Annotated in this window: 17 protein-coding genes; 2 read left to right on the top strand and 15 right to left on the bottom strand. The window is 64.1% G+C overall.

Annotation, left to right across the window (positions count from 1 at the left end):
• Positions 1 to 31: 31 nt before the first annotated feature.
• The 4 genes from AC0L28_RS06230 to AC0L28_RS06215 all read right to left on the bottom strand — a co-directional run bounded on the left by AC0L28_RS06230 (position 32) and on the right by AC0L28_RS06215 (position 4565).
• A complete protein-coding gene (locus tag AC0L28_RS06230) occupies positions 32 to 934 on the bottom strand; it encodes a branched-chain amino acid ABC transporter permease (protein WP_023800038.1) in 903 nt (300 codons plus the stop codon).
• 337 nt (positions 935 to 1271) lie between these two features.
• Positions 1272 to 2273, bottom strand: a complete 1002-nt coding sequence (locus AC0L28_RS06225; protein ID WP_473476225.1) for a 4-hydroxyproline epimerase — start codon at positions 2271 to 2273, stop codon at positions 1272 to 1274.
• 12 nt (positions 2274 to 2285) lie between these two features.
• The gene (locus tag AC0L28_RS06220) at positions 2286 to 3623 is read right to left on the bottom strand and encodes an NAD(P)/FAD-dependent oxidoreductase (RefSeq protein ID WP_473476224.1); all 1338 of its coding nucleotides are present in this window, start codon (positions 3621 to 3623) and stop codon (positions 2286 to 2288) included.
• Positions 3624 to 3671: 48 nt separating this feature from the next.
• Positions 3672 to 4565: a dihydrodipicolinate synthase family protein gene (locus AC0L28_RS06215; protein WP_027152859.1), complete on the bottom strand. Its 894-nt coding sequence runs from the start codon at positions 4563 to 4565 to the stop codon at positions 3672 to 3674.
• Between the two features lie 69 nt (positions 4566 to 4634).
• On the opposite strand from AC0L28_RS06215, the gene AC0L28_RS06210 reads away from it, so the two are divergent.
• A complete protein-coding gene (locus tag AC0L28_RS06210) occupies positions 4635 to 5327 on the top strand; it encodes a GntR family transcriptional regulator (protein ID WP_473476222.1) in 693 nt (230 codons plus the stop codon).
• Between the two features lie 67 nt (positions 5328 to 5394).
• Here the strand turns inward: AC0L28_RS06210 and AC0L28_RS06205 are convergent, their stop codons facing one another.
• The 3 genes from AC0L28_RS06205 to AC0L28_RS06195 all read right to left on the bottom strand — a co-directional run bounded on the left by AC0L28_RS06205 (position 5395) and on the right by AC0L28_RS06195 (position 8130).
• On the bottom strand, positions 5395 to 5709 hold the full coding sequence (locus AC0L28_RS06205) for a hypothetical protein (RefSeq protein WP_473476220.1): 315 nt from the start codon (positions 5707 to 5709) through the stop codon (positions 5395 to 5397).
• A 293-nt stretch (positions 5710 to 6002) separates the two neighbouring features.
• A complete protein-coding gene (locus AC0L28_RS06200; RefSeq protein ID WP_128171137.1) occupies positions 6003 to 6302 on the bottom strand; it encodes a hypothetical protein in 300 nt (99 codons plus the stop codon).
• 331 nt (positions 6303 to 6633) lie between these two features.
• Positions 6634 to 8130 carry a CoA-acylating methylmalonate-semialdehyde dehydrogenase gene (locus tag AC0L28_RS06195; protein ID WP_027152855.1) on the bottom strand — a complete coding sequence of 499 codons (1497 nt, stop codon included), beginning with the start codon at positions 8128 to 8130 and terminating at the stop codon, positions 6634 to 6636.
• A gap of 370 nt (positions 8131 to 8500) precedes the next feature.
• On the opposite strand from AC0L28_RS06195, the gene AC0L28_RS06190 reads away from it, so the two are divergent.
• On the top strand, positions 8501 to 9382 hold the full coding sequence (locus AC0L28_RS06190) for a LysR family transcriptional regulator (protein ID WP_473476218.1): 882 nt from the start codon (positions 8501 to 8503) through the stop codon (positions 9380 to 9382).
• 95 nt (positions 9383 to 9477) lie between these two features.
• On the opposite strand, the gene AC0L28_RS06185 is transcribed toward AC0L28_RS06190, so the two are convergent.
• From AC0L28_RS06185 to rsfS, 8 genes are all read right to left on the bottom strand, one after another.
• Entirely contained in the window at positions 9478 to 10734 is a 1257-nt protein-coding gene (locus AC0L28_RS06185; protein ID WP_473476215.1) for a D-amino acid dehydrogenase, read from the bottom strand.
• Between the two features lie 148 nt (positions 10735 to 10882).
• A complete protein-coding gene (gene alr / locus AC0L28_RS06180; RefSeq protein ID WP_473476212.1) occupies positions 10883 to 12031 on the bottom strand; it encodes an alanine racemase in 1149 nt (382 codons plus the stop codon).
• 90 nt (positions 12032 to 12121) lie between these two features.
• Positions 12122 to 12643 (bottom strand): RNA pyrophosphohydrolase, encoded by a 522-nt coding sequence (locus AC0L28_RS06175; protein WP_023800048.1) that lies wholly within the window; start codon positions 12641 to 12643, stop codon positions 12122 to 12124.
• 2 nt (positions 12644 to 12645) lie between these two features.
• Positions 12646 to 13857, bottom strand: coding sequence for a divergent polysaccharide deacetylase family protein (locus AC0L28_RS06170; protein ID WP_023800049.1), 1212 nt, complete (start codon positions 13855 to 13857; stop codon positions 12646 to 12648).
• A 130-nt stretch (positions 13858 to 13987) separates the two neighbouring features.
• Positions 13988 to 15313, bottom strand: a complete 1326-nt coding sequence (locus tag AC0L28_RS06165; RefSeq protein ID WP_023800050.1) for a S41 family peptidase — start codon at positions 15311 to 15313, stop codon at positions 13988 to 13990.
• A 1-nt stretch (position 15314) separates the two neighbouring features.
• Positions 15315 to 16721 (bottom strand): murein hydrolase activator EnvC family protein, encoded by a 1407-nt coding sequence (locus tag AC0L28_RS06160; protein WP_287260517.1) that lies wholly within the window; start codon positions 16719 to 16721, stop codon positions 15315 to 15317.
• Positions 16722 to 16867: 146 nt separating this feature from the next.
• Positions 16868 to 17350 (bottom strand): 23S rRNA (pseudouridine(1915)-N(3))-methyltransferase RlmH, encoded by a 483-nt coding sequence (gene rlmH, locus AC0L28_RS06155; RefSeq protein ID WP_023800051.1) that lies wholly within the window; start codon positions 17348 to 17350, stop codon positions 16868 to 16870.
• A 79-nt stretch (positions 17351 to 17429) separates the two neighbouring features.
• Positions 17430 to 17807: a ribosome silencing factor gene (gene rsfS / locus AC0L28_RS06150; protein WP_023800052.1), complete on the bottom strand. Its 378-nt coding sequence runs from the start codon at positions 17805 to 17807 to the stop codon at positions 17430 to 17432.
• Between the last annotated feature and the right edge of the window lie 82 nt (positions 17808 to 17889).

Below are 17889 nucleotides of genomic sequence, written 5' to 3'. Positions count from 1 at the left end.
GCGCTCCGGAGACGTGGTGACCGCCATGAACTCAGACCTTTTCGACTTCTGGCCGGCCGAGAATGCCGGAAGGCAGGAAGATCAGCACGATCGCCAGGATGGAGAAGGCCGCGACGTCCTTGTAGTCGATCGAGAAATAAGCCGACCACATGCTTTCGATGAAGCCGATCATAAGCCCGCCGAGCACGGCGCCGGGCAACGAGCCGATGCCGCCGAGCACGGCCGCGGTGAACGCCTTCACGCCGGGCGTGAAACCGTCGGAGAAGGCGATGACGCCATAATACATCAGGAACAGCGTGCCGGCGACGGCTGCAAGGGCGGCACCCATGACGAAGGTGATCGAGATGGTGCGGTCGACGTCGATGCCGAGCAACGCCGCCATCTTGCGGTCCTGCTCGCACGCCCTTTGGGCTCGACCCAGCGAGGTCTTGTTGACCAGGTACCAGAACAGCGCCAGCAGCAGCGCGGTGACGATGACGATGACGATTTGCTTCAGCGACACGCTGACGCCCTCGATATTATAGACCTTGGACACCATCGGCGGGATCGGCTTGTTGCGCGGCCCTTGCGTCACCTGGACGAAGTTCGACAGCGCGATCGACATGCCGATCGCGGTGATCAGCGGCGCCAGCCGGAACGACCCGCGCAACGGCCGGTAGGCGACCTTTTCGATCGTCCAGTTGTACAGGCTGGTCAGCAGCATCGCGACGATCATCATGACCAGCAGCGCGATCACCACCGGCACCGAATAGAACATCGCGCCGAGGATGAGGAAAACGATGAGGGCGGCGAAGGCGCCGACCATGAAGATGTCGCCATGGGCGAAATTGATCATGCCGATGATACCGTAGACCATCGTGTAGCCGATCGCGATCAGTCCATAGATCGATCCCAGCGTCAGCCCATTGATAAGCTGCTGGACAAAATACTGCATGCTGTCGTGGCTCCCCTGGAATGTCGCCCATGCAGACGCATTCCTTTTCGTATTTCCCCTAGTCGTAAAGTTTCGAGCCCGGATTGCAACGTCATTCTTTAATCGGCATGCGTGATTTTGAAGCACGCAATCGGATTGCCCGTTCTTCCCTTCCCGGCCTCTGGACTATCGCCGACCCTATCATTGGCCTAACGCAATGTCTTTGGCGATTCGTCGTCAAAATGCACGATGCTTCGAAGGAATCGCCGTAAAAATAAGTTGATGAGCGGGATCGTTGCGCCGTCTGGGCAATCGATCCTTGCATTCTGTTCGATTCCCCTGCGTCAGGATTCTCTCTCTATTTGACGACGAATCCGTGCGCGAACGGATCGCGATCGTCGATGAAGATCGTGTTCAATCCGGTCATGCGCGCCCAGCCGCCGATCGAGGGTATGATCGCCGGCTTGCCCGCCACCGTGACTTCCTTCTCGACCCTGCCCTTGAACAGCGAACCGATGATCGATTCGTGGACGAATTCGTCGCCGGTCCCAAGCTTGCCCTTGGCGTGAAGCTGCGCCATCCGCGCCGAGGTGCCGGTGCCGCAAGGCGAGCGGTCGATCGCCTTGTCGCCGTAGAAGACGGCGTTGCGTCCATCAGCCTGGCTGTCGGTCGGCGCGCCCGTCCACAGTATGTGCGACAGCCGTTCGATGCCGGGATTCTCGGGATGCACGAAGGCGTATTTTTCGTTGAGCCGCTGCCGCACCACCGGGCTCCAGGCGATGAGGTCGCCGGCAGAGTGGTCGGCCATGTCGCGATAGGTCTTCTGCGGCTCGACGATGGCGTAGAAATTGCCGCCATAGGCGACATCGACGCTGATCTCGCCGAGCTGCGGGCATTCGACAGTCAGACCCTCGGCATGGAGGAAGGACGGCACGTTGGTGATGCGCACCTCCTCGACATAGTCGCCGACCTGCCTGTACTCGGCGGTGACCAGGCCGGCCGGCGTGTCCAGCCTGAGCAAGCCCGGTGTCTTCGGCTTGACCAGCCCGTGCTCGATTGCCATCGTCACCGTGCCAATGGTGCCGTGACCGCACATTGGCAGGCAACCCGAGGTTTCGATGAACAGGATGGCGATGTCGCAATCGGGCCGCGTCGGCGGATATAGGATCGAGCCGGACATCAAATCATGGCCGCGCGGTTCGAACATCAGCCCGGTGCGGATCCAGTCATACTCGGCCAGGAAATGCGCGCGCCGCTCCATCATCGTCGCGCCGTTGAGCAGCGGTCCGCCGCCGGCGACCAGCCGCACCGGATTGCCGCAAGTGTGACCGTCGATGCAGAAGAAGGAGTGGCGCGCCATTTCTAGATCCCGTCAGAAGCGGTTCGGAGAAAACGGAGACAGATCAAACACCGGATTTTGGCCGAGAATGAGATCGCGAACCAGGCGTCCGGTGGCAGCCGCCTGGGTGAGGCCGAGATGGCCGTGGCCGAAGGCATAGACTATCGTGCCGGCCTGCCTGGCGCCACCGATCACCGGCAGCGAATCCGGCAGCGACGGCCGCAATCCCATCCATTCGCGGCCGCCGGCCGGGTCAAGCCCCGGCAGGAATTTCTGCGCCTTGTCGAGCAGCGCTTTCGAGCGGGCGTAGTTGGGCGGCCGCTCGATGCCGCCGAGCTCGACCGCGCCGCCGACGCGCACGCCGGTTTTAAGCGGCGTGACGACGAAGCCGTGGCCGGAGAAAATAAGTTGCCGCTTCACGTCGAATGCGGTCTTCGGCAGCGTCGTGTTGTAGCCGCGCTCGGTTTCGAGCGGGATGCGGTCGCCGATATGTTTCGCCAGGAGATGCGACCAGGCGCCGGCGGCGATGACGAGGCGTTTTGCCTGCCGTACCGTGCCGTCGGCCAGCGTCAATGTCGCGCCGTCCTGTCCCGCCCCGACGTGGTCGATCCGAGCCTTTTCGAAACGCGCGCCCTTGGTCTCGGCATAGGCCCAGATCGCTTTGCCCAATAATTTCGGATCCGTAACGGTCTTCCATCCCGGCACGAAAGTGCCCTTGACGAAACGCGGCGACAGGCCCGGCTGCAAGGCGGCGAGCGCATCGCCCTCGACATGGCTGAAGCCGATGCCGAACCGTTGCCTCGCCGCCCAGCCGGGCAGCGACGCCTTGAACTCGGCCTCGCTCTCGTAAAGTTCGAGCGAGCCGTCCTCGCGCAGCATATTTCCGGTGCCCGAGCGCGCCATCAGCCCGGCCCATTCGGCCTCGGCGAGCCGCATCATCCCGGCCTGCGCCGCGAGGCTGCCCGCGTAGCGGTCGCTTCGTCCGGCGCGCCAGAAGCGGATAAGCCAGGGCAGCAGCTTCGGCAGATAGGCCGGCGGGATGCTGAGCGGGCCGAGCGGATCGGCAAGCCATTTCGGCAAGTGCCTGATCATGCCCTTGTGGGCCAGCGGCAGCACATCGGAAAAGGCCAGGGCGGCGGCATTGCCGGAACTCGTTTCCTCGCAGATCCCCGTCCGATCGAAGATCGTGACGTTTCGCCCCGCCTCGGCCAGATAGGCGGCGACACAGATGCCGATGATGCCGGCGCCGATAATGGCGATGTCCTCACCTTCTCCCCGTTCACGGGGAGAAGGTGCCCGAAGGGCGGATGAGGGGCGGCGCCCCGCTTTTGCCGACTTGGAAATTCCTTGCACGTGGGCGCTGCCCCTCATCTGGCTGCCGCCATCTTCTCCCCGTAAACGGGGAGAAGAGAGCCTGCCTCAAAACCTCGGCAGCTCCGGCCGCGCCGCCAGCGCATCCCGGACGATCTTCTCGACCATCTTGCGGCGCTCGCCCGACAGCGGCTGGCGCGGCATGCGCACGCGGTCGTTGGTGTTGATCGCCAGGACTTCGGCGAGCTTGATGTTCTGCACCAGATAGGTCGACACGTCGAGGTCGAGCAGCGGCCGGAACCAGCGGTAGATTGTCAGCGCCTCCTCGCGGCGGCCCTGCTTCATCAATTGGTAGATCGCGACCGTCTCGCGCGGGAACGCGGTGACCAGCCCCGCCACCCAGCCGATGGCGCCGACCGACAGCGCCTCGAACGCCAGATTGTCGACGCCGGTGAACAAATCGTAGCGGTCGCCGAAGCGGTTGATGATTTCGGTCGAACGGCGGATGTCGTCGGAGGATTCCTTGATGGCGACGAAGCGCTTGTCCTTCGCCAGTTCCTCCATCTGATCGACGGTGACGTCGACGCGATAGGCAAGCCGGTTGGAATAAATCATCACCGGCAGGTCGCCGGCCTCGGCGACGGCGCGCAGCGCGGCGACCGTCTCCTCCGCATTGGTGTGGTAGATCGGGCTCGGCACCACCATCAGCCCGTTTGCGCCCTCTCTGGCGGCGCGGCGCGCGATCGCCACCGCCTCGCGGGTGCCGGCTTCGTTGACAGTCAGCAGAACCGGCTTGTTGCCGGCGATCTTCTGCGCGGTCTTCAGCACGTCGATCTTCTCGTCATGCGAGAGCATCGGCCCCTCGCCGAGCGAGCCGCAGACGATGATGCCGTCGCAGCCAGCCTCCATCTGCAGCGCAAAGCAGCGCTCCATCTCGGCGTGGTCGAGGCTGTCGTCCTCAGTGAATTTGGTCGTGACGGCGGGGAAAACTCCGGTCCACATAGCGGTCGCTCCATCTGATATATCAGTCGTATATTTATTAGGAAACGGACTGTCAACACGGATTTTGCTATGATATACCAAAAATATATCAGGAGCCCGCCGTTGATATTCAATGAATCAAGCCCAGCATTCGAGCCAGTGGCGGCGAAAGCCTACCGCGTGCTCGAGCACATGATCGTGACGCTCGAACTGGTGCCTGCAAGCTTCATCACCGAAGGCGCGCTGATCGACAGGCTGGGGCTCGGCCGCACGCCGGTGCGCGAGGCGATCCAGCGGCTGGCATGGGAGGGACTGCTGGATGTCCGGCCGCGTGCCGGCATCGCCATTGCCCCGCTGCATCCCGGCGACTGGTTGCGCGTTCTCGATGCGCGGCGTGGCGTCGAGGTGGTTCTTGCCCGCTCGGCCGCCCGCTTCGTCACCCGCGAGGCCGCCGACTTGTTTCACGACGCGGCACTGGCCATGCAGAGGGCGGTGATATCGGGCAATGTGCTGGCCTTCATTCAGGCCGACAAGGCGCTCGACGAGGCGCTGGCGCTGGCGGCCGACAATCCCTTCGCCGCGCGGCTGGCGGCCCCGTTGCAGACCCACAGCCGCCGCTTCTGGTTCCGCTACAAGGCCGATACCGGGCTTGCCGAATCGGCCGAGCACCATGTCGCGCTGATCCGCTCGATCCTCGACGGCGATGAAGACGCCGCCGCCAAGGATGCCAAGCGCCTGATGGCGCTGCTGCGCGGTCATGCCGCGGCGGCCGCTACGCGATAGAGATCGGCAGCAAGCTTCGGCAGGCTCTTTGAGTTCCGCCCACAGGCGCTGAGCATCGCTCAATTCGTCATGCGTCCTGGTCGGTCGGGATCACCACGTTTTCCCAATGTTCGCCGGCCGCGACGATGCAGCTTCTGCCGGCGACGTCGGTGACGATGATCGTCCAGCTTCCGCTGTCGGCGACATAGACTTCCACAATCGCCATCTGACCGATCAGCCCGAAAGCAAACTGTCTTTCCTGGAACTGCTCGCTCAGGTGGGCGACGAGATCGCGATGTTCAACGCAGTATTGATATTGGGCGCTTGCGGCGTTCGTACCCACCGCCAATGCGCCAGCAAGAATGAGGGTTTTCAACCCAACCAACAGCGATTTGCGCGCCATAGGGCATCTCCTTTGCCATCACGTCCGGCAAAGGAAGAGCCCTCATTTTGCCGGAACGATCCAGGCCGGTCCCGACGTCATCATCATCGCGTCGTTCCTTTCCGTGTTCCGGTCTGTCATCAGCGGGGACGATTCAAAATGTTCCCACTATGTTCCATATATGGTGTCGGCAACAAAAAAGCGCAAGCAGGCGCCCGCTCGGGGCGCCTGTGGATCCGTTTCATGGTCGTCGCCGAGAACCGAGGCCTGCGCGCGCGCGGCTATGCTAAGGCGGCTGCCACCCGCTAGGCGGCTCAGGTCCCTGGCAGCGCCGCTGTCTTCACCGCGCTCTCCCAGCCTTCACCCACCGAAACCACGCAGCTTTGACCGCGTGTGTCGCTGGCGAGGATGGTCCAGGTGCCTTGGTCGGAAACGAAGACTTCAACAATCACATTCGGATTGACGACGCCGAGCGCGGTTGGATTTTCCTGGAACTTCTCGCCGAGCGCCCTGATCATGTCGGCTCGTGGCGCGCATTGTTCGGCCGCTGTTGCCGGGGCCGCGGAAAACGCGGCAGCCGCCGCGCCAAGTATCGACACCATGAGACGTGTCATCTCACACCTCCTTGCGCCGGCAATAGCCCCCGAAGCTGTCGCCAGCGCCGTTGGTCGATCTGCCGCGTCTCCTTCGCGGCAGGATTGCAAGTTAAGGCTTCTGCTGTCCGCCTGGTTCCATCACATTAGCGTTCAGGCATACACGCGGCCGCGACCGGTCAGCAAAAAGGCCCGGTTTCTGGCCGGGCCTTTTTCGTCTTCAATCATAAAATCTGGAGCTCTTTGTCGACTGGCTAGTTCATCGTCGGGATGACGAATTCGGCGCCGTCCTTCACGCCTGCCCGCGCGCCCGCAGCCGAAGGCGAGGACGCGCAGACAAGCAACCGTCCGGCTAATTCATCGTCGGGATGACGAATTCGGCGCCGTCCTTCACGCCGGACGGCCAGCGCGAGGTCACCGTCTTGGTCTTGGTGTAGAACCGGAATGCGTCCGGTCCGTGCTGGTTGAGGTCGCCGAAGGAAGACGCTTTCCAGCCGCCGAACGTATAGTAGGCGATCGGCACCGGGATCGGCACGTTGATACCGACCATGCCGACCTGGACCCTCGAGGCGAAATCGCGGGCCGCATCGCCGTCGCGGGTGAAGATGGCGACGCCGTTGCCCATTTCGTGATCGTTGGCGAGCTTGATCGCGTTCTCGTAGGTCGGCGCGCGCACCACGGAGAGCACCGGCCCAAAAATCTCTTCCTTGTAGATGCGCATATCGGCGGTCACGTTGTCGAACAGGCAGCCGCCCATATAGTAGCCGTTCTCATAGCCCTGCATGGAAAAGCCGCGCCCGTCGACGACCAGCCTGGCGCCTTCCCTGACGCCGATGTCGACATAGCCCTTGACCCGCTCCAGCGCCTGCGCCGTCACCAGCGGGCCGAAATCGGCGGACGAATCCGTCGATGGGCCGACCTTCAGGCTTTCGACGCGCGGCACCAGCTTTTCCATCAGCCGGTTGGCGGTATCGTTGCCGACCGGGACCGCCACCGAGATCGCCATGCAGCGCTCGCCGGCCGAGCCGTAGCCGGCGCCGATCAGCGCGTCGACGGTCTGGTCCATGTCGGCGTCGGGCATGATGATCATGTGGTTCTTGGCGCCGCCGAAGCACTGCACGCGCTTGCCGGCCGCGCAGCCGCGCGAATAGATGTACTGGGCGATCGGCGTCGAGCCGACGAAGCCGATGGCCTTGATGTCGGGATCATCGAGGATGGCGTCGACCGCCTCCTTGTCGCCGTTGACGACGTTGAGGATGCCGGCTGGCAGGCCGGCCTCGATGAACAGTTCGGCGATGCGCATCGGCACGCCTGGGTCGCGCTCCGAAGGCTTCAGGATGAAGGCGTTGCCGCAAGCGATGGCCGGCGCGATCTTCCACAATGGGATCATCGCCGGAAAATTGAACGGCGTGATGCCGGCAACGACGCCGAGCGGCTGGCGCATCGAATAGACGTCGATGCCGGGGCCGGCGCCGTCGGTGAACTCGCCCTTCATCATGTGCGGCGCGCCGATGCAAACCTCGACCACTTCCAGGCCGCGCTGGATGTCGCCCTTGGCGTCAGCGATGGTCTTGCCGTGCTCGCGCGCCAGAATGTCGGCCAGCGCATCATACTCCCGGGCGACCAGTTCGAGGAACTTCATCAGGACGCGCACGCGCCGCTGCGGATTGGTCGCCGCCCAGCCGGGCTGCGCCGCCTTGGCGTTTTCCACCGCCGCGCGCAGTTCCGCCTGCGAAGCCAGCGCCACGGTGCCGCGCACCGTGCCGTCCATCGGCTGCATGACGTCCTGCTTGCGGCCGCTGGTTCCAGCGACACGCTTGCCGCCGATGAAATGACCGTAGTCGATCATGGTTTCTCTCCCTGTATTTGTGATGCGGCATTGTCCGCCTTTGCGCCGCCGATGGCAACGTGAGCGGAAACGCAACCGTTGTGCGGCAAATAGAGTGCGCTTGACTGAGGAGCATCAATTCCCGCAAATGATAGTGCCACCTCAAGGAATGACAGGTTGAGTTCCTTCGCGCCCCCCTCTGTCCTACCGGACATCTCCCCCTCTAGGGGGGAGATTGCGCTGTCATCTTTGCCTTCGCCAAACATCGACGCTGTTAAGGAAGAGCCGTCAGCGGAGCTGCCAATCTCCCCCCTTGAGGGGGAGATGTCCGGCAGGACAGAGGGGGGTGCCACGGAACGCAACGTCGACGATTGTCATCCGGACCCTCCTCATGAACTGGGATGACGTCCGCATCTTTCTTGCGGTGGCGCGTGCCGGCCAGATACTTGGCGCGGCCAAGCGGCTGGAGCTGAACCACGCCACTGTCTCGCGCCGCGTCGCCGCGCTCGAGGATGCGCTGCGCACAAAACTCTTTCGCCGGCTAACTACCGGCAGCGAGCTGACGCCGGCGGGCGAGCGCTTCCTCGACATCGCCGAGCGCATGGAAGGCGACATGATCGCCGCGCGCTCGACCGTGGCGGGCGAAGGCGACGACGTCTCCGGCACCGTGCGCATCGGCGCACCAGATGGTTTCGGCGTCGCCTTCCTGGCCAAACGCCTCGGCGCACTGACGGCGCTTCACCGCGAACTCACCATCCAGCTGGTGCCGGTGCCGCGTTCCTTCTCGTTGTCCAGGCGCGAGGCCGACATCGCCATCACCGTGGAGCGGCCGACCGAAGGCAGGCTGGTGGCGGGAAAGCTGGTCGATTACACGCTCGGCCTGTTCGCGTCCCGCGCCTATGCCGACGCGCATGGCCTGCCGCAGACGCCGGCCGAGCTTGGCCGACACACGCTGATCGGCTATGTGCCGGACCTCATCGTCAGCCCCTCGCTCGACTATGCGGCCGAGTTCAGTGCCGACTGGCGCACGAGCTTCGCCATCTCCTCGGCGCTCGGCCAAGCCGAAGCGGTGCGCTCCGGCGCCGGCATCGGCATCCTGCACACTTTTGTCGCCCACTCGATGCCGGAACTGGTGGCCGTCGACATCGTCGCGCCCATTCGCCGCGCCTACTGGCTGGTCTATCACGAATCGGTCAGGCCGCTGCGCCGCGTCCAGATCGTCGCGAGCTTCATCACCAGGGCGGTGGAACGGGAGCGGAGCCTGTTCGTCTGACGATATTTTCTCTGACGCGGCGAGGTGTGCTGGAGACTGATCCCGAGTCACGCGGCAAGTTCCTCCGCTCAAATGCATGAAGAATCCTTCCGATCCTACCGCTGGTATCGCTCCGGTCCGAGATCGCGGACATCGATGTCCGGCACCCGGCTGGAAATGATGTCGGCGAGGACCTTGGCCGAGCCGCAGGCCATGGTCCAGCCGAGCGTGCCGTGGCCGGTGTTGAGATAGAGGTTGGAAAACTCGGTGCGGCCGATCAGCGGCGGTCCGTCCGGCGTCATCGGCCGCAACCCGCACCAGAAGGTCGCCGACCGCATGTCGCCGCTGCCTGGAAAAAGGTCGCCGAGCGAATGTTCGAGCGTGCGCCGCCGCGATTCATTCAGCGTCAGGTCAAAGCCGGAAATCTCCGCGGTGCCACCGACCCGGATGCGATCGCCGAGCCTGGTGATCGCCACCTTGTACGTCTCGTCCATCACCGTCGAGACCGGTGCTGCGGCAGCATCCTTGATCGGCACGGTGATCGAATAGCCCTTGACCGGATAGACCGGGATGGGTCGTTTCAGGCTGCGCATGAACTTGGCCGAATAGCTGCCCATCGCCATCACATAGGCGTCGGCGGCCTTCCATCCCTTTCTCGTAGTGATGTTGGCGATCTGGTTGCGCTTGCGCACGATGCGCCTGATCGACGTGTCGTACTCGAAGGTGACGCCGCGCGCTGCGCAGAGCTCTGCCAGACGGTCAGTGAACATCTTGCAGTCACCGGTCTCGTCGCCCGGCAGCCGCAGGCCGCCGACGAACTTTTCACGGATCCCTGCCAAGCCCGGCTCGGCCGCGATGCAGCCGTCGGGATCGAGGATCTCGTAGGGAACGCCATATGTCTTCAGCACCTCGACATCGCCGGCTGTGCCGTCGAACTGCTGTTGCGTGCGAAAAAGCTGCAGCGTCCCCTTGCTGCGCTCGTCATAGGCGATGCCGGTCGCCTCGCGCAGCGCTTTCAGCGTGTCGCGGCTGTATTCGGCCAAAGGCACCATGCGCGCCTTGTTGACTGCATAGCGCTCGGCCGTGCAGTTGCGCAGCATCCTGACCAGCCATACCCACATATGTGGATCGAGGGTCGGCCGTACCACCAGCGGGCCATGCTTCATCAGCAGCCATTTGATCGCCTTCAGCGGGACGCCGGGACCGGCCCAGGGCGAGGCGTAGCCTGGCGAGATCTCGCCGGCATTGGCAAAGCTGGTTTCCAGCCCCGGGCCCTTCTGGCGGTCGATCACCGTCACTTCATGGCCGGCCTCGGCCAGGTAATAAGCAGTGGTGACCCCGATGACGCCGCCGCCCAGCACGCAGATCTTCATCGCATAGCTCTCCAGAACGATGTCTTGTCAGCGGGCGGCATCGTGGCTTTCTGTCTGCCGGATTTTACCGCGTCCGCCAAGTGCCCAAGCATGTCGCCCCTACGCAGAAGGTTTTGGGACGACGACATGCCTAAAAAAAGCCCGCGCGCTATCCATTCACATAGCGCCGGTGAAAGCGGTGCCCGAGGCTGGTCAGGATTTCATAGCCGATGGTGCCAGCATGGCCGGCCGCCTGGTCGACCGTCTGCGACGGGCCAATCAGTTCGACGAGGTCGCCCGCCTTCAGCCTGCCGGGCGGCAGGGCCGAAATGTCGAGGACGATCGAATCCATCGACACACGGCCCAGGAACGGCAAGCGCACATTTTCGAACCAGGCGGCCGAGGTCGCACGTCGATGCCAGCCATCGGCATAGCCAAGCGAGATCGTTGCGGCGATCAGCGAATCGGTGACGTGAAAAATATGGCCATAGCCGACGCCGGCTCCCCTCTCGAGGCTGCGCGTCTGGATGATTTTTGCTTGAAGCCGCACCACTGGCAGCATCGGATTTTCCACCGCTGGCGTCGGATTGATGCCGTAGAGCGCCGCACCGGACCGGGCGAGGTCGTAGTGAAAGGACTGCCCAAGAAAGATGCCGGAGGAATTGGCGAGCGAGGCCGGCGCCTTTGGCAGCACCTTGCGCAACCGCTCGAATTCCAGCCGCTGCTGCTCGTTGGCCGGATGTTCGGGCTCGTCGGCGCGAGCGAGATGGCTCATCACGATGGTGACGTCGATACCATCGAAAGCCTGCGGGTCGGCAGCGACGGCCTCCACCTCGGCTGCCGCCATGCCGAGCCGCGACATGCCGCTGTCGACCTGGATTGCAGCCTTGAGCTTGTGGCCGGCCCGCTGCGCCGCCGCGCGCCAGGCGGCGAGCTGGCCGGCGCTGTTGATGACCAGGCCCAGCTCCGCTGCGACGGCTTCGCTTTCGGCGCCCGGCTGAATGCCGTTCAGCACATAGATCGCCGCCCGTGCGCCGAGCGCCTGGCGCAGCAAGGCACCCTCGGCCAGATGCGCGACAAAAAAAACGGCGCAGCCTTCGGCCGCCAGCGCCGCGGCCACCTGCGGCCCGCCGAGCCCGTAGCCGTCGGCCTTGACGACACCGGCGCAGCCGACACCGCCCAACCGCGCCTTGAGCCGCCGGTAATTTTCGCGGATGGCGCTGAGATCGACGGTCAATATGGCGCCGGCCGCCGCTTCGCTGATCGGCGCGGCTTTGACGGCCCTTTCAGAAAGAGATTTTTTGGAAGTGCCGTTCATGCCAATCCCGTCTGCAGCGGATCGGCCATCAATAAGGCCACCGCGCCGACGCGGCAACCGTGGTCGGCGCGAGCGCGGCTTGCGCCAGGCCTATGCAACCAGATGCCGGAATGCCGCAACCACGTCCTCATAGACCTGACGCTTGAACGGAACGATCAGGTCGGGCAATTCCTCCATTGGCCGCCAGGCCCATCTGTCGAACTCGGCGGTGTGGCCGCCCGGCGGGGGATTGATTTCAATCTCGCTCAAATCGCCGTGAAAGCGGAAGGCGAACCATTTTTGCGTCTGGCCACGATACTTTCCCTTGAAGGCGACGCCGACCAGATGGGCCGGCAGGTCGTAAAATATCCAGTTCGGCGCCTCATCCAGCAACGAGACGCTGCGCATGCCGGTTTCTTCGTAGAGTTCCCGCTGTGCCGCCTGCAGCGGCTCTTCGCCCTTGTCGATGCCGCCCTGCGGCATCTGCCAGAGCTGCGTCGTGCCGGCGAATTCGCTGTCCGGCTCGGCAATGCGATGCCCGACCCAGACCAGCCGGTCTCCGTTGAGGACCATCGCTCCGACGCAGCGACGATAGGGCAGCGTCTCGGGGTCGACCGGTTTTTTCTTCGCCATGCTCAACCTTTTTCCGGATCCACCGCCACTGCCGAAATCGGCACGATCTCGATGCCGCGCTTCTTGGCCTCGATCACCCAGGACGACACGGTGTCGACCGTCAGGTCGAAGGCCGAGCCGATGCCGACGGCAAAGCCTTTCGCCCGCGCGGTTGCTTCCAGTTCGTCCAGCTTCTTCAATATGGCGCCGCGGTCACGCACGGCGTCGATCGACGTGTCGCCGGCGGCGAACGGCACACCGTTCTTCAACGCCAGTTCGGGCGCCAGGCTGCGTGCCGACGAACCGTCGTCGACATAGGCCAGGCCGCGCCTGCCAAGCTCGGCCATCAGTGGCCCCATCGCCGCCGCATCGGCCGAAAAACGAGCGCCCATATAGTTCATGACGCCGGTGTAATTGGTCGTCCGCGACAGCGCCCAGCGCAAATTCTCCAAATTCTCGTCGGGTGTCGCCACGACCGTCAGCGTGTTGCGGCCGGGATTGACATTCGGATAATCGAACGGTTCGAGCGGCACCTGCATGACGATCTCATGGCCGCTCTGCCGCGCCGCCTGCATCCAGCGGCCGATGCTGTTGCCCTGCGGCGCGAAGCCCAGCGTCACTTCGGCCGGCAGCTTGGCGATGGCAGCCTGCGTGCCGGTCTGTGACACGGCAAGCCCGCCGATGACGATCGCCACGCGCGCACCGCGCGCGCCGGACCATGGTCGCGCATAGACATCGAACGGCCGCCTGCCGTCGGCAGCACGAACCGGCAATGGACCGGTTTCGCCAGACTCGACCAGTGCCCTGTCGGGAATATGCGCGATCCTCAGGTTCTGGCCGGTCGTCGAAGGGTCGTGGATGACGATGGCCCCGGGCGGACCGTCGCCCGCTTCGGTCTGCATGTGGATGATCTGCGGCCCGCCCGTCTTGGATCCGCTTGCCTTGGACCCGCCCGTCTTGGGTATGCTCGCCTTGGACGCTGCTTCGGCCTTCGGCGCCGGTTCAGTGACCGGCGCTGCGGGTTCGACCACGGCTGTCGCCTTCGGCGTCGAAACGGCGACTTCTTCCGGCTTTCGAAACGGCCTTTCACGCAGCGCAATCGCCCCGGAGACGCCGATCACGGCCAGCGCCACGACAGTGGCCGCGACCACGCCAGCGCTGATCCTGCGGGCCGCGCGCGGCGGCCGGACGGCCTGCCCGAGTGGGCGTTCGATGTCACTACCGATGTCAGCCAAGCCGCATCCCCAGCCGCGGTCCCCGAATCAAACTGCCGAGGCCTTGCAGCCCCGGCAGCATTACATCGCTTCGATCAGGCAGCCAGACCTGTTGTCCGGCTGATCGACTTTTACTGGTTCAGCACGGCACCTACTGGTTCAGCACAGCCTTGTCCGGATTCGGCGGGAACGCCGGATCGGTCTTCTCGCCGCGCAGCAACTGCTGGGCGAAGATGAGTTGCAGATCGTCCTTCGGCTCCGGCGGCACGTAGGCTGCCGAGCCTGAACCGGCATCGCCCTCCTCGCTGCCCTTGATGTGGCCCTTCAGGTCCGACTCGCCGCGCGTCAGGTCCCTGCCCTGCAGGTCCGGCGGCAACGGCTGGTCGACCTTGATGTCGGGCGTGATGCCCTTGCCCTGGATCGACTTGCCGGACGGCGTGTAATAGAGCGCCGTTGTCAGGCGCAGCGCGCCGTTCTCGCCGAGCGGGACGATGGTCTGCACCGAACCCTTGCCGAACGACTGCGTGCCGACGACCGTGGCGCGGCGCAAATCCTGCAGCGCGCCGGCGACGATTTCGGACGCACTGGCCGAGCCGCCATTGACGAGCACGACCAGCGGCTTGCCGTCGATATCATCGCCCGGCCGCGCGTCGAAGCGGGTGACGTCCTTCGGATCGCGGCCGCGCGTCGAGACGATCTCGCCACGGTTGAGGAAGGCGTCGGACACGCTCACCGCCTGATCGAGCAGCCCGCCCGGATTGAGGCGCAGATCGAGCACGTAGCCCTTGAGCTTTTCCTTCGGCACCTGCTTCTCGATGGTTTCGATGGCGCTCTCGAGATCATCATGGGTCTTTTCGGTGAAGGAGGTGATCTTGATGTAGCCGATGTCGTTCTCGACCCGGAACTTGACCGCCTTGACCTTGATGATGTCGCGCACCACCGTCAGTTCAATCGGCTTGTCGGCGCCCTGACGCAGGATGGTGAGCTTGATCGGCGTGTTGACCAGCCCGCGCATCTTCTCGACCGCATCGTTGAGGCTCAGGCCGCGAACCTCCTCGCCGTCGATCTTGGCAATATAGTCGCCGGCAAGCACGCCCGCCTTGGCAGCCGGCGTATCGTCGATCGGCGTGATCACCTTGACCAGGTCGTTCTCCATGGTGACCTCGATGCCGAGGCCGCCGAACTCGCCCTTGGTCTGCACGCGCATGTCCTGCGCCTCTTCGGCGTTCATATAGGAGGAGTGCGGGTCGAGCGAGGTAAGCATGCCGTTGATGGCGTTTTCGACCAGCGACTTGTCGTCGGGCGGCGTCACATATTGCGCCCGCACCCGCTCGAAAATATCACCGAAGATCGCCAGTTGCTTATAGGTCTCGGAGCCCGCAGCGTTCGCCGTCGAGCCGGGCGCGCCATAGACCAGGCTCATCGCGGATGCGCCCATCAGCGCACCGGCAAACAGAAGCGACAGTTTCCGCATCATCTCACGTCCTTCCAGACAAACGGTCCGCCCACCATGGGGTCGGATCGACGGGTTTTCCATCCTTGCGGAACTCAACATAGAGTTCCGGCGTGGCATTTCCATTCTTCGATGCCGAGGTGCTCGCCACCCGGGCCTCTCCCATCGCGCCGATCGGCTCTCCTGCGAGCACCGACTGGCCAGACGCGACGCTGATTCTGCTCATCCCCGCGAGAACGACATGATAGCCGTCACCTGCGTTCAGGATCAAGAGTTGACCATAAGAGCGAAAAGGTCCCGCATAAAGTACATTTCCGTCCGCCGGCGCGGTGACGATGGCTCCCGATTGTGTCGCAACCATGTCACCGAGCATCACTGCGCCGTTACCGTCGCTGGCCCCGAACCGCCGCTTGATCTTGCCGGTGACCGGCAACGCGATCTGCCCCTGAAGCGCCGAAAACGGCGCAGCGGCGGTGAGCCGGTTGGCTTCCGGCACCGGCAGGGCCGCCAGTTCCGTCTGTTCCGGGGCCTTCTGTGCCGGAGCCGTCTGCGCCGGAGCCCCCAGTGCCGGGGCCTTGTCGGCACCCGCTGCCTTCTGCTCCGCGGCTTTCTGTTCGGCGGCCTTCTGCTCGGCTGCCTTCGCCGCGTCCGCAGCCTTGCGGGCCTTGTCGGCCTCGAGCGAGGCGATCAGTTCCTTCAGGCTGCCGGCCTTGGCCGCCAGTGCTGCGGATCGCTGCTTTTCCGCCGCCAGGGCCGTTTGCGTCTCGGCCTCAAGCTTCTGCTTGGCTTCGAGCAGCATGCCGAGCCGCTTCTTTTCCGCCGTCTGCTCGGCGACTGCCGCCGTCAGCCGCGCCCGCTCCGCCTCGATCGAGGCCGTCACCCGTGACTGCTCCTTGAGTTCCGCCAGCAATATCTCGGTCTGCTGGCGCAGTTCCGGCACTACGGCGCCGAGCAGAATGGCGCTGCGCACCGACGACAGCGCGTCCTCCGGCTTGACCAGGATGGCCGGCGGCGGATTGAGCCCCATGCGCTGCAGCGCGGCCAGCACCTCGGCCAGAACGTCGCGTCTGGCGGCCAGTGAGGCACGGATTTTCTGCTCGTCGCCCTTCAGCCCTTCCAGCTTGGCACCGATGTCCTCGATGTCCTGGCCGAGTTTCTGCTCGGTCATCGCCGACTGGATCAGCGCCGCGGTGATCGAGGCATGGTCCTTCTTGACCGTCGCCATGTCGGCGGCGAGCTTGGCCAGCCGCTCCGACGACAGTGTGATCTCCTGCGATATCCGTTCGTATTCGGCGCGGCTCTGGTCCGGGTCGGGCGCCATGTCGAGCCTGCTCTGCGCCCGCGCGGCACCGAGCGACAGCATAAGCACCGCCGCTGCCAAGCCGCAGCCTGCGCGCCAAAAGCCCGTTCGCGATTTCCAACCTTCAGCCATTGAAGCCCGACTCTATGCGTGGCTTCGTTAACGAACAATCAACCATGTTCGAGAGCCCGCCGACCGAAAACAGCGTCGTGACGCATTGAGGCGAAAATCCGGGCGGCTCACGCCAATCCACCGGTTTCGGTCGAATCTGCAACGGCTCACGAGCGATGATAGGGATGGCCGGACAGGATTGTGGCCGCCCGGTAAAGCTGCTCGCCCAACATGACACGGACCAGTTGGTGCGGCCATGTCGGCGCGCCGAACGACACCATCAGGTCGGCCTGGTCGCGCAGCGACTGGTCGTGACCGTCGGCGCCGCCGATGGCGATGACCAGCGCCTTGCGGCCGCTATCACGCAGCAGCCCGATGCGCCCGGCGAAATCCTCGGAAGAAAAACTCTTGCCGCGTTCGTCGAGCAGCATCAGCGCGGCACCAGGCTGCAACTGCGCCTGCAGTTTCTGGCCCTCTTCGCGGCGACGCTCGTTGGCGGTCTGGGCGCGGCCCTCCGGGATCTCGACGACCCCTGAGAATTCGAGGCCCACGGCCTGCCCGCTCCTGGCGAAGCGCTCGAAATACCGCTCGGCGAGCAGCTTCTCGGGGCCGGCTTTCATCCGGCCCACGGCATGAACGGTGATTTTCATCCCTGCCTCGAAGAGCCGCTAATGCATGTCACCAAAAGTGGTCACCGGTTTGGGAACGACATGCATCAACCAATACGGCTCAGTGGAGGGTCTCTTCCTCGAGGTCCGGCGCCTGCCACATCTTTTCAAGATTGTAGAAGTCGCGGACTTCGGGGCGGAAGACATGGACGATGATGTCGCCCGAATCGATCAGGACCCAGTCGGCGCCGGCCAATCCCTCGACGCGCGCCGTGCCGAGCCCGGCATCCTTGAGCGCCTTGAGGAGATGATCGGCGACAGCCGAGACATGACGGTGCGATCGGCCGGACGCGATGACCATATAGTCACCGAGGCTCGATTTTCCCTGAATGTCGATTGAGACGATGTTTTCGGCCTTGGAGTCTTCCAGACTGGCAAGGACTGTCTTGATGGCGCGAGACACGGCGTCGTTTACGCTGATCCCGGCCGGCGAAGGCACGATGTCGGCCTTCTTCCAAAGTGCTGTTCTCAGTGTATTTCCTTTCGCAGCAAGAACAACCAAATCACCCTTCAAAGCAGGT

The sequence above is a fragment of the Mesorhizobium sp. WSM4847 genome, from assembly GCF_055811335.1.
Note: the sequence above shows the minus strand (reverse complement) of the source record. Positions and strands in the feature narration are given on the sequence as shown.